Genomic DNA, 13,028 nt, shown 5'->3' on the forward strand with positions numbered 1-13,028 from the left:
AGGCCCCATGTATTACCTTGCTCTATCACTCACGCTGGCTCTTGCTCTCTCCGGCTGCGGCCGCCAGGGAGATCCCTCCAAAACCCCAGGTGCAGAAACCGCGCCGGCTGCCGGTCAAGTCGCCAGCGATGCCATGAAACAGCCGACTGAACCCGGCCCAGACAACCCTACGGCGAATCCCCCCGATCAAACCCAGGCCCCCAGTGCTGGCAGTGCAACCTTATGTACACCGGAGTGGTTTGCCTGGGTTCAGCAGCAGGTGATTACTCAACAAGATGGTGACCTGAAGAAGATGTATCCATCCGGCCTTCCTCCTGTGGGTAGTGAGGAATGGTTTGCCGCCGTCACCAAGCTAACTGGCGGCAACTTAAATGATGTAAAGCCCGGTAGCCCGGAGTGGTGCCAGGCAATCCAGAAACGCCTGAGCCAACCTGACAGCCAGGGTCAATAACAGCAGCTGGAATAACGGTATCTTTGAAAATCACTTGCGCGAAATGAACCATGTATTGCCCGATCAATGTGGAAATCGGGCCTTTCATTGAGGTAGCTCACCATGAAGTCCATCAACAGCCTGTTGCTGGCCGCAATCGCCGCAACCACACTACAAACCGCAATCGCCTCTGAAAAACCCCCTCCCGGTGCTATGGCCTTGTCTATGGTACTCACCAAGCTTGAACAGCAGGGCTTTACCCCCATTGTGGAGGTGGACCTTGAGAGGGGCCGCTGGAAGGTAGAGGCCTACAAAGGCGACCAGAAGTACGATCTGGAAGTAGACCCAAACTCAGCTGAAATCCTCTCCAACAAACCCGACAACAGCTAAATTGCGCAACTCGCGATTACTATCCCGTGGCCATTATTGCCCTGGAGTAGGGAAACACCGGGGCAGGCCCAAACACATCACAGTTTTTACAAGAGTGGTTGCAACTCACGTAACCGTGGAGATTATGTCTATCTACTGACGCAATTGGTCAATCACCAGTAGGATGAATGGGGTAGTCTGGTTAAATACTACCGCCAGAGGATAATAAAATGACCATCCAGACCCTTACCCGGCAGGATGCAGACAGGGCGCTACTTCAGAATCAACTAGACCGTCAGCGCCGAGCCCACCTTGCCAATCCCGTTCCCAGTTATCAGCAACGAGTGCAAGACCTAAAAACCCTGGCACGTATGCTGCGCGAGCAACAGGAGGCGATCGTTGAGGCAATATGCTCCGACTACGGCAATCGCTCACGGGAAGAAACCTTGCTCCTGGAAATCTATCCCGCTCTTGCCGGTATCAAGGATGCTATCCGCAACGTCAAAAAATGGATGAAGCCGCACCGGCGTCATATCGATCTCAAAGCCTACCCGTTATCGAAAAATAGGGTTATACCGCAACCTTTGGGGGTGATTGGGGTGATAGTCCCCTGGAACTTCCCCATTAATCTGAGTATTTCCCCCCTGACCAACATCTTCGCCGCGGGCAACCACGCGATGGTCAAGATGTCCACCAACTCGTGCCGGCTGGCTGAGCTATTAAAGCAGATCAGCCCCAATTACTTTCCCGAAGAGAAACTCTCTTTTATTGCCGATTACGGCGATATAGGCCCACTCTTTTCCAGCCTCAAGCTAGACCATCTGATTTTCACTGGCTCTAGTACCACCGGTCGCGCCGTGATGCGCTCAGCCGCGGAAAATCTCACCCCGGTTACTTTGGAATTGGGTGGTAAATCACCAGCTATCGTCGCCCCCGATTTTCCGATCGAAAAAGCAGCAGAACGCCTGATCCACTGGAAAATGGTCAACGCAGGGCAGATTTGCGTCAATGTGGATTATCTCTTCCTACCGGAAGATCAGCTGGAAAATTTTATTGAGCATGCGAGCCGACTAGCCAAAAAATATTTTCCGAACTGGCAAAGCTCTGACTACACCTCCATTATTGACCGAGCCTCCTACCTGCGCCTGTGGGATACACTGGAAGACGCGATCAATAAAGGGGCAAAGGTCTATGACCTGAGCGGCGGAGAGCTCAAACGGGAAGACAACCTACGAAAGTTCCCACCACATCTACTCGTCAATGTCAGTAACGATATGTTGGCAATGCAGCGGGAAATTTTTGGTCCTCTCCTGCCAATTAAGACCTACTCAAAACCTGAAGAAGTAATCGACTATATCAATGCGCACCCCCGGCCCCTGGCTATTTACCCTTACACCCACGATAAAGACCTGCAAAATCGCTACATTGAGCAGGTAATGTCTGGCGGTGTTTCGATTAATAACTGTGTACTACACGTTGGCCAGCACGATATTCCATTTGGCGGTGTTGGTGAGAGTGGTATGGGTCACTATCACGGCTATGAAGGGTTTATTACTTTCTCCAAGCTGCGCCCAATTTATCAGCAGGGCCCCATCGACCTGCTGAAATTAATGCGCCCCCCCTATGGAAAGGTCTCCAGTAAATTACTGAACTATATGCTCAAGATGACCCGCTAAAAAATAACCCGGCGGACCAATTCCGTCGGGTTATTTTTATCCGAGATTCAATTTCTCTGTATTTGAATAAAAAACTGGCGTAATCATCATCCCCTGTCCACACTAAAGCTATGGCTTAGTTGTTGTGTGGAACCACGCATGAGTTTTATCGTAACGGTCATGCTCGTCAGCAATTTGACAAATCCAATCCCCCCAGGGCTGGACCCCAATAAACCAGCACCCATCTATGATAGCCCTGACCTGTATGGAGCTACTCCATCTGTAATCGCTCTTGAGCCATCTACTATTCGATCCAAACTTTATAGCCTGGGATTCAAACCAATTACCAGTATGCGATTTGTTGGTGGTCGCTGGAAAATACAAGCAGTTTATCAGGGAGAACTCCGGGCCCTGGAAGTCAATCCAGATAACGGAATTATTATTGCAGATCGCCTAGCAAAATAGGCTTCATCCGAACTCACCTACAAATTAGCTGTTAAAAATATAACAAAATTCATCTAAAGCTCTAAAGTTCTAAAGTTCTAAAGTTCTAAAGTTCTAAAGTTCTAAAGTTCTAAAGTTAACCACCTTATATTAGCAAGCTTATTTCTACCGACACCAGAGTTACCAACAGCAAAAATACACGGCAGGATGAATGAAAAAAGGGGAAATATTGATTTTTGGTGCCGGATCAGTCGGTTCTTATCTAGCAGCTAAGTTTGCTCTTTCAGGCCATAATATTAATGTCATTGGCAGGAAAGCAGAAAAGATTGGCAGCTACCTTTATATAAATGATGAGAAATTTCACTTTCCGACCACCTCAACAAATATCAATTCACAAATTAAATACAACTACATATTTTTAACCTGCAAAATCTATGATTTAAAAAATAATCTTCAACACCTAAAAAGATGGAGCCCAAAATCAGAAATCATTATATTGCTGCAAAACTGTTTTTTCGATATAACTGAATTCAAAAACACTTACCCACAGGAGTTAACCAGCATCCTTGTGTTCGATGGATTTAACCTAACTGGCAACAGACTAAAGCACACCAAAGGGGCCGGATTTCTGCTTGAAAATGCTAAATATTCAGAGAGGCTAACTCAACTACTCAAAGACTCAAATATAGAAACCAGAACAACGGACAACATGCTACAGCACCGTGCAGAAAAGACCATCTATAACTGCGCGATAAATATATTCTCAGCGATCTACTCAAAAACAGTCAGGGAGTTATTTGCTAACAGCTCAACTTTAGAGCGCATGAAAAACGTATTCTATGAATCCTATGAAGTACTCTCACAAGAAATTGATATCCCACAAGATAAAGAATCCCTCTGGAACCACCTCATCCAATTCGCCGGTACACTGAACCACTATGCATCGACTTACCAGGATGTTAGGGAGAACAAAGTGACTGAGATTGCTTTCTTAAATGGCTTTATTATTGATTTAGGCCGAAAAGTGGGCGTTGCCACCCCTTACAATATTGAAGCTGTAAAAATTTTCAAGAAGAAGTATCCAAATTTTTACTGACAACAATAACTTACAGGAAATTTTCGATCTAGAATCAGCCCAGACTCATCAGGCCGCCAAGACAAAGGAGTCAACGCCGGCAGTACAAACGATGAGCAACCCAATTCAGGGAGCCGACCTACTGAATAATTAAAATCATCCCCCTCCCCTAAAATCACCATGCAAACCACCTTAAGTTTAGCTAGCAAAAAAGACAGTGGGATGCAACCCGCTAGAGGTGGTGAATCAACATAAAAACCCACAGCCATGCAACAGTGAAAATATTTTGCCGGCACCCTACAAAGGTGAGAAAATCAACAAAAAACCATCATCTATTAGGAGATAATTTCCGCAAAAAGTTGAAAATATAGACAGCGCCCTCATAGAGAGCCAGGGACGCCACTATCCGCTTTAAACTAGCACTCAAAAATTCTAAAAATTGCCAGCAGACTTAAACAATAACCCGTATCTGTTGTCTACGAGGAACGCAATACAAGACTGCCAGATCAGTCTCCACCCCTTATCAAGCACATACTTTTTATACGATGGGCTAGTTAGGAAGAACCCGAAAACTGTCCAGCCAGTCAGTTCATTAGTTACAGATTTATGCGTATCTTTATCATAGAAGACGATGTCAAGTTGAGTCATTACCTACTCAAAGGTCTTAGCCAGGAAGGGCATAGCGTGGAGCTATGTCACGATGGAAAAACGGGATTAATTCAGGCCAGTACCGAGCCCTTCGATGCGATAATTCTCGATCGGATGCTCCCAGGTATGGATGGGTTAAATTTGCTAAAGTCTCTCCGAGGAATGGAAATTGATACCCCAGTATTAATGCTAAGTAATCTCGGAGAAGTCGACCATCGCATAGAAGGATTGCGCAACGGGTGTGACGACTACCTGGCTAAACCTTTTTCCTTTGCAGAGCTTCTAGCTAGAATCGAAGCTATTGGAAAACGCCGCCCTCATCCAAACGCTCAAGAATCCCTTGCTGTTTCAGACCTGGAGTTAAATCTTTTGACCAGGCAAGCACAGCGCAGAGGTCGTTATATTGAGTTACTAACCCGAGAATTCAAACTACTTGAATACCTGATGCGCCATGAAGGGCAAGTTGTCACAAAGACTATGTTACTGGAACAAGTCTGGGATCTTCATTTTGACCCCAAAACTAATGTAGTTGAAGTACATATAAGTAGGCTCAGAAAAAAAATTGACCAATCTCTCGACAGCCCCCTTATTCATACTATCAGGGGGGCCGGATATGTCCTTCGCAAGAAAGATTAAACTACTTAAAAGTTCAAGCTTTAGATTGGCAATTATTACGTTCAGCTGCGTCTGCCTCAGCTCCAGTATATCTTTGTTAACTACCTACCTGCTTACAAAAAAATCACTAGTAGAACCTACACTTGCTCAAGTTGAAGAAATCGCCAACGAATCTATCGCAGAGATCGGTGACTTGGAATTTTTTCACCCGGACATTTACCCCAGATTTCGTGATGTCGAGCCTAGAAATTTTATTTATAACGACACATCACCATCAAAATTTACCAAAACCTATATACAATTTTTTACAAACCTATTAACCCAGAGCGGATTAAGCCAGCAGGAAAAGCTTGCCGCCCAAGGACGGCTGTTTGCACTGGGCGAAGACATCAATCTTCCACTGGAAAACATACCCTCTATTTTGATCAGACACCTACTCAACAATGAAATTCCTGAAGACTTTCATGACTACATAGAGAATATCACTGATGAGCGATTTAGTGACTGGCCAGAATATCAAGAAAGTATCCATAAAAGCCCTTCACTCTTAGCAAAGCATTATTTAGAGGCTGAATATTTCTTAGATGACGAAAGCCTTTGCGTAGAAGTCTTGGATACAAAGGGGAATGCTATCTTTAGCAACATTGAAGGACTTACTCCAGGGAATCTAAAATATAAAGCTTTCTATACTATAGTATCCAATTCTGATCCAGTAATTGACCATAAAAATGGTCAGCGTGCCTGCCTTATAAAAGCTTCCCCACTCCCTGACGGGGGAATATTACTAGTGGGGAAGGAATTTACTCGAGAATATCAGTTACTGGATACACTCAACTATATTATTTTTTACGGATTTTTATTCTCTGTAATCATCAGCCTGCTCTGTGGGTATCTTGTATCGCGACAAGCAATCAAGCGAATAAGTGAAATCAACCAGGTATGCCATCAAATTATGAGTGGAGACCTTGGCAAGCGTGTGCCATTTAAAAACACTGATGGCGATTATGATCAACTCGCGCTACACATCAATTCGATGCTAGATAAAATCCAACAACTGATGACCGGGGTAAAGCAAGTTTCGGACAATATTGCTCATGATTTAAAGTCGCCTCTTACTCGTCTGCGCGGCCAATTAGAACTATTACTGCATATGGAAAAGCCAGAAAGAGGAACTATTGAGGCTGTTATTGATGAAAATGATAGAATCATCGAGTGCTTTAATGCTCTACTTAGAATTTCACAAATTGAGCAAGGAGCTCGCAGGGCGGCATTCAGACGCTTTTCCCTACATAGTGTCCTTGAAACCCTGATAGAAGTTTATGAACCCACATTCCAAGATCAGGGAATACAACTATCCGTCACCTTACTTGATGACCACCATTTGATCTACGGAGATAAAGAGCAATGGTCACAAACCATTGCAAACCTCTTTGATAATATCGTCAAGTATGCACCGGGAAGCGGCAACCTGAACATTAAACTATCAGTTAACTCTCAGAAAGAGAGTAACTATCTTCATTTACAATTGCACGATAGCGGTCCTGGAATTCCAGAAGATGACCTCCAGAAAGTCTTTGAACGATTTTATCGGATTGAATCGCATAGACACACGAAAGGGAACGGATTGGGGCTAAGTCTTGTTATGGCGGTTTGTAATTTACATAAAGCAAAAATCAGACTGACCAACGCCAGTGGGTTGCTTGTTCAGATAGATATCCCCACAGCGATTAATTCTCACGAACCAGCCACGCTGAGTTTCTCCAAAATGGAAACTGTTGAACCAGAATTACCTTAAAGGTAGTGCAAGTTTGATAAGGTAAATCGCCTAAACCTGCATGATAGAGGAAAAAGAGCCTCACAAAGGAAAACAGCTATCCATTCGAATAGCTGTTTTCTCATTACTCAGTTAATTCACACTGAGCATTTAGAAGATTAACCCTCAGCACTGGGGTTAGATCTAATCTCAATAGTTGAGTCTGAAGTTGCTGCCACAGGTAACCATACAATTAGACTTTGCGTACCATCTGTATCTCTGACAACACCTGTTTTTGACTCAGATACAACCTCACTATTAAATTTCACCTCCGGAAGACTATCTGCCCCCCATTGGCGGATAACCAGTGTCGGGTTCTGCAAAGGATTAGTATTACTAGCCTTCACCATCAGGGAAATTTCCTCTAAGGCCCCAGCAGCTTTCAAGCTATAGGCCCGTTCGTCAGTGAGATAAGTAACTGTATTACCGTCAACGCCTTTGATCGCATCAATTGTAGGCGGCGAGATCCATGACTTTGCCAAGCCTTGTAAATCGGTTGGGGTGCCCTGGGTAAAACCGTACATCATAGATCCAGTACCATACTCAAAAGCTTCCAGGTTGCCGACGGCAAAGTGAGACACTCGATCATTAGCAACAGAGAATCGGCCATCAGAAGGAATTTGCGCGACCGGCCAATGATTCCACGGGCCCGCAAAGGGGAATACCCCGCCGAGGAAGTCAATATGCTCCGAGCTCTCCCCGTTGGAAGAAGGGAAGAAGCCCCCTCCTTGGCTTACACCGAAGACCTTCCAGTTTGTCTGGCTGTTAAGTACTGCAATATTTCCTTGTAGTGGGGTTTGGTCGTGCTCTGGCCTAGGATAAATTACATCCACGCTATCACCCGTAAGCCCTGCAATCGAAACCGCGTTATAGTTTAAAAAATCCTCAGCCTTCTGATCAGGACCCAACAGCCATTGGAAGTCCTGATAAAATTCAATGCCTCCCTCATCAGCCGCGGGGTGATAAAACACATCCCGGATTGCCACACCATCCGGGTAAATGGTATGCACCTCATCAATATAAGCCGTATCCATAACTGGCAAATCAAATACATCTGCCGCCGCATAACGCCAATGCACTTTTACGCGTGCAGATGTATTTTCAATCATACGAACATGGGTACGTAAGGCTGCCTTATCAGACATATGCTCGGCTAAAGAAACAATCGGGTTGAATGTTGAAGCTGGAGTTTCAGGATCATCTGGATCGGGAATTACGATCTCAACACTCTGGTCTGACATCCATCGATTATCCGTCACAAGGTTCATACCATGAGAAGTTCCTCGCCAGTAGACATAACTGATTGGCTTATCATCAAACCGGACAACAATATCCTCATTCTCCGTAACCCTCCACAAGTTATCCCAAACATCATGAAAGTCTAATTTTGTATAGATGCCGCCAAATTTTTGTGGGTATTTTTCCAGATCAGGTAGTTGCCGTTTTGTAACACTGGAATCAGGAGCTTCTTTTTGTGCAGTTAAAAAATCATTATAGCTTTTGCTAAACGCTTTAGCGGTAAGAGACTGGTTATAAATGACAACTTCATCTATTGCCCCCTCTATACCAAACAGGCTAGAAAAATGATTAAACTCATCAATTTCACTTTGCCGTACCCCATCAGTAGCTGGTAAAACCGAATTATTCATTCCCAAAATTACTGGCATGTCCGGGGTGGCCAGATTGATACTTGACGATTGATTTTTATCTACAGCCCCATTGATATAAAGAGATACATTATTACCTGCAGAAACACCGACATGAACCCACTGATTGGTGGGAATTACACTGTCGGAAATCAAGGTTTTACTATTCGCCCTAAATATGAGTTTGCCGCTGGAATTTATTCCAAAATAATATCCTTCATTTCCCACTCTATTAGACTGATGAATGATAGGCGCATCATTCCATGGGTAAGCGGCTAGATTTATCCAGGCCCCAATAGAGATAGAATCAGTAAGTACTGGCGCTTCATCCTGCGCAACCACCACAGCAGATCTATAACCATCAAACAGCAATGCCGAGCCTGATACGCCACCGACCCAATCGCTACCATGGCTATCAATATATCCTGTCGCAGAGCTCAGGTTGTCAATTGTGCTTGTCCCCTCGCCCTCATCAAACTGCCAATGCGACACAGGCTTACCTGGAAGTGAGTGGTTAACTCTCGCATTTTCGCTACTTTGAACAGTGCCTATTACCAACTCACCAGACTTATTTTGCACATCAGCAATACCACTTGCTGTGAGCTGCATAGTTTGTAAGATAGCCCCTTTACGCGCTTTCCAATCTGCGATGCGGTCAGTACCCGGACGGTACAATCTGGTTACATTGCCATCTGCAGTAATCGAAAATATCTCGTGAACTACACCCTCAGGAGCCCTCCCTTTTATTGGATCAGCCTGGGGAAAGTAGCGCCAATGAATTACAACCTTGCTGTCGGATTGCTCTAAAATACGAACAAAGGAAAAGTCATTGGATTTATCAAAACGAGCATTCACATCCGCTGAAATATCGGCCAAGTGGCCAACAGGTGTGGAGTCATCTCCAAAATGCCAAACAGGGCGATAGCTATGATCACGAGCGAAAACAAGCTTGCCTTTCCCGTCAATATTCACAACGATATCGGCATAGGGTCCTGTGATCTTTTCCGGAATATCCTGAGAATCAACACGAGTATAATACGCAAAGAAACCAGCCGAAGTTTGCCCTAAATCCACTTGAGGTGTTTGGGGCACTGGCACCCGATTTTCACTAGATCCACCAGAGTCCTTACAACCAAGTACCGTAAGGCATAGCGCCAGTACAAGGTTACTTTTTGACATTAACATATCTACAGTTCCCGCTCTTTAATTGACAGGTAAGTCTAAAAGAGCAGCTTAACGTCAGAATGGATCGAATATTAAATCTTTGTAATGTGCACTCCGATGTAAATCAAATGACTTCCTTGTATCCCGAAATCCTAGAGTTCATACTGCTAACAGTGATTGTATAATTCAGAATAAAAAAATTAAGCGTGCTTCGCCCCCCCCCCCCCCCCGCAAAGAAGTCTTCTGTGCCCCCCCCTACAGTGACTCACCGAGTGCCAATGTATAAAAAGATAGAGCTGTTAAATGGGAATTTCGGAAGTAATACAAGGCCAACCTGTCCATAAATGACCTGAATCACAAGATAGGGATTGCCGTCTTTTTAGAAAATGGAAGAAACTGGAAAACTCAAAAAATAGCTGAATTTATATTCCTGCGAATAATTCGCTCTGAAATTACCAATCTAAAGACCCAAACTTGTATAAATAATTTGAGCCAGGAAAAGCTTAAAGTCTCCCCCTGCTTATGGAAGGCAGTAAGACTGTAGATGCTCATACTCAGTGAGGGGCACCCTATAGAGGCGAAAACTGCAGGCTGTCTAAATCGATATAAATTAACGCAAAAAAAAAGGCAGGCCCTTTGAGGCCTGCCTTTTTAGAACTTGATAACGGTTTTACAGAGGAACAATGTCTTCTGCTTGAGGACCCTTCTGGCCCTGAGTTACCTTAAATTCAACCTTCTGACCCTCGACGAGAGTTTTAAAGCCTGATCCAGTAATTGAGCTGAAATGCGCAAAAACATCTGGGCCGGACTGCTGTTGAATAAAACCGAAACCTTTAGATTCGTTGAACCACTTAACGGTTCCTGTAACTGTATTAGACATATTAATATCCTAAAAAAATAAATGACGCCCAAAAAGGCACGTAAGCAGAAAATAGAGACTGGAACTTAAAAACTGCAGGACGGAGTAATATGACTAAAACAGCGAAATGTAGGAAATATATAAGTAAATAGACTTCTTTCTGACTTCTGCAGACTATACCGACAATAAAAGTTTTGTCAAGTATTCTGTAAGTTTTCAAGATATCTTAAAATGCTTCACACTACTTTTATCGCCTTCAAGTCCCGTCTAGCCGCACTTTCAGAGACACGACTGAGTGACTCAGAGCCCCCATCCAGAGAAAGCCTCGCACGGAAATAGAATAGGATTCCTAGAAATCTAGCCTTTTCAGAATGACTGAGCATTTCTATTCCATCCCCTCACTATGATGCAGGAGCCTCTTTTACAAAGCAGATCAGATAGAGACCGAATTCTATGAAGTAGTAATTACCCTTTCGCGCAGCCTGAGGGAAACAGGGTGCCAATGAGCAGGCCCACTTTTGAAGCATCGGCGCAAGGAAGCCACTAACAATGGATTCGAAAGGATTAGCCCCTTTGGGTACTACAATAAAAAAACCCCGCAGAGTGCGGGGCTTTTTTGTTGGCTTTAAGGGCCGGCTTACATCATGCCGCCCATGCCACCCATACCACCCATGCCGCTCATGTCAGGTGCAGCCGGCTTGTCTTCCGGAATCTCTGCAACCATGGCTTCAGTGGTGATCATCAGGCCAGCGATAGAAGCAGCCGCTTGCAGAGCAGAGCGGGTTACTTTGGCTGGGTCCAGAATACCCATATCCAACATGTCACCATACTCGCCAGTAGCCGCGTTGTAACCGAAGTTGCCTTCGCCTTGCTTCACTTTGTCTACCACTACAGAGGATTCGTCACCGGCGTTGGCAACGATCTGACGCAGAGGCATTTCCATAGCGCGCAGAGCCGCGGCTATACCGTGGTTCTGGTCTTCGTTGTCGCCAGTTACAGAGATAGCCTGAGTAGCGCGAACCAGTGCGGTACCACCGCCAGGTACTACACCTTCCTCTACTGCGGCGCGGGTAGCGTGCAGTGCGTCTTCAACGCGGGCTTTCTTCTCTTTCATTTCCACTTCAGTAGCGGCGCCTACTTTGATTACTGCAACACCGCCAGCCAGCTTGGCTACGCGCTCTTGCAGTTTCTCTTTGTCGTAGTCGGAAGAGGACTCTTCGATCTGTGCACGGATCTGGCTAACGCGAGCTTCGATGTCTTTAACTATGCCAGCGCCGTCAACGATTACAGTGTTTTCTTTGGACAGGGTTACGCGCTTAGCGGTACCCAGGTGCTCCAGAGTAGTACCTTCCAGCTCCAGACCAACCTCTTCAGAAATCACAGTACCACCGGTCAGGATAGCGATATCCTGCAGCATAGCCTTGCGACGATCGCCGAAGCCAGGTGCTTTAACAGCAGCAACTTTAACGATACCGCGCATGCTGTTGACAACCAAAGTTGCCAGCGCTTCGCCTTCAACGTCTTCAGCGATGATCAGCAGAGGCTTGGAAGCCTTGGCTACTTGCTCCAGCAAAGGCAGCAAATCGCGGATGTTGGAGATTTTTTTATCTACCAGCAAGATGAATGGGCTTTCCAGCTCGGCAGTCATGTTCTCTTGGTTGGTAATGAAGTAAGGAGACAGGTAGCCGCGGTCGAACTGCATACCTTCTACTACGTCCAGCTCATTTTCCAAGCCGGAACCTTCTTCAACAGTAATAACACCTTCTTTACCCACTTTTTCCATGGCTTCGGCGATGATGGTACCAACGCTCTCATCGCTGTTAGCGGAGATAGTACCTACCTGAGCAATGGACTTGGTGTCAGCACACGGAGTGGCTAAACCAGCAATGTGTTCAACTGCTGCACTTACCGCTTTGTCGATACCGCGCTTCAGGTCCATGGGGTTAAAGCCCGCGGCTACGGACTTCAGGCCTTCAGTTACGATTGCCTGAGCCAGTACGGTAGCGGTGGTGGTGCCGTCACCAGCGGTGTCGGAAGCTTTGGAAGCCACTTCCTTCACCATTTGCGCGCCCATGTTTTCGAGCTTGTCTTTCAGCTCGATCTCTTTAGCTACGGAAACACCGTCTTTGGTTACGGTAGGAGCACCGAAGGACTTATCCAAAACTACGTTGCGGCCTTTGGGACCCAGGGTAGTTTTAACAGCATCTGCCAGAATGTTTACGCCTTTCAGCATTCTCTGACGAGCTTCATCACCGAAAATTACGTCTTTAGCAGCCATGATTCTTATTCCTCAAATTCTTTGTGCGAGTA

10 protein-coding genes are annotated in these 13,028 nt (G+C 45.4%); 7 read left to right on the top strand and 3 right to left on the bottom strand.

What is annotated here, in order from left to right; genetic code table 11:
• Window positions 1–7: 7 nt before the first annotated feature.
• The 7 genes from Q1A69_RS07775 (at window position 8) to Q1A69_RS07805 (ending at window position 7,031) form a co-directional block, all read left to right on the top strand.
• Window positions 8–451 (top strand): hypothetical protein, encoded by a 444-nt coding sequence (locus Q1A69_RS07775; RefSeq protein ID WP_299583595.1) that lies wholly within the window; start codon window positions 8–10, stop codon window positions 449–451.
• 102 nt (window positions 452–553) lie between these two features.
• On the top strand, window positions 554–820 hold the full coding sequence (locus Q1A69_RS07780; RefSeq protein WP_299583598.1) for a PepSY domain-containing protein: 267 nt from the start codon (window positions 554–556) through the stop codon (window positions 818–820).
• 209 nt (window positions 821–1,029) lie between these two features.
• Window positions 1,030–2,475 (top strand): coniferyl aldehyde dehydrogenase, encoded by a 1,446-nt coding sequence (locus tag Q1A69_RS07785; protein WP_299583601.1) that lies wholly within the window; start codon window positions 1,030–1,032, stop codon window positions 2,473–2,475.
• Between the two features lie 138 nt (window positions 2,476–2,613).
• A complete protein-coding gene (locus tag Q1A69_RS07790) occupies window positions 2,614–2,919 on the top strand; it encodes a hypothetical protein (protein ID WP_299583604.1) in 306 nt (101 codons plus the stop codon).
• Window positions 2,920–3,109: 190 nt separating this feature from the next.
• The gene (locus tag Q1A69_RS07795) at window positions 3,110–3,994 is read left to right on the top strand and encodes a ketopantoate reductase C-terminal domain-containing protein (protein ID WP_299583606.1); all 885 of its coding nucleotides are present in this window, start codon (window positions 3,110–3,112) and stop codon (window positions 3,992–3,994) included.
• A gap of 585 nt (window positions 3,995–4,579) precedes the next feature.
• Window positions 4,580–5,257 carry a response regulator transcription factor gene (locus Q1A69_RS07800; RefSeq protein WP_299583608.1) on the top strand — a complete coding sequence of 226 codons (678 nt, stop codon included), beginning with the start codon at window positions 4,580–4,582 and terminating at the stop codon, window positions 5,255–5,257.
• The gene (locus tag Q1A69_RS07805) at window positions 5,235–7,031 is read left to right on the top strand and encodes an ATP-binding protein (protein WP_299583611.1); all 1,797 of its coding nucleotides are present in this window, start codon (window positions 5,235–5,237) and stop codon (window positions 7,029–7,031) included. The genes Q1A69_RS07800 and Q1A69_RS07805 overlap by 23 nt, the downstream gene beginning before the upstream one ends.
• A gap of 137 nt (window positions 7,032–7,168) precedes the next feature.
• Here the strand turns inward: Q1A69_RS07805 and Q1A69_RS07810 are convergent, their stop codons facing one another.
• From Q1A69_RS07810 to groL, 3 genes are all read right to left on the bottom strand, one after another.
• On the bottom strand, window positions 7,169–9,874 hold the full coding sequence (locus Q1A69_RS07810; protein WP_299583614.1) for a LamG domain-containing protein: 2,706 nt from the start codon (window positions 9,872–9,874) through the stop codon (window positions 7,169–7,171).
• A gap of 655 nt (window positions 9,875–10,529) precedes the next feature.
• Window positions 10,530–10,739, bottom strand: a complete 210-nt coding sequence (locus Q1A69_RS07815) for a cold-shock protein (RefSeq protein WP_299583617.1) — start codon at window positions 10,737–10,739, stop codon at window positions 10,530–10,532.
• Between the two features lie 616 nt (window positions 10,740–11,355).
• The gene (gene groL, locus Q1A69_RS07820; RefSeq protein WP_299583620.1) at window positions 11,356–12,996 is read right to left on the bottom strand and encodes a chaperonin GroEL; all 1,641 of its coding nucleotides are present in this window, start codon (window positions 12,994–12,996) and stop codon (window positions 11,356–11,358) included.
• Window positions 12,997–13,028: the final 32 nt, after the last annotated feature.

The sequence above is a fragment of the uncultured Microbulbifer sp. genome, assembly GCF_947498635.1.
GTDB lineage: Bacteria > Pseudomonadota > Gammaproteobacteria > Pseudomonadales > Cellvibrionaceae > Microbulbifer > Microbulbifer echini.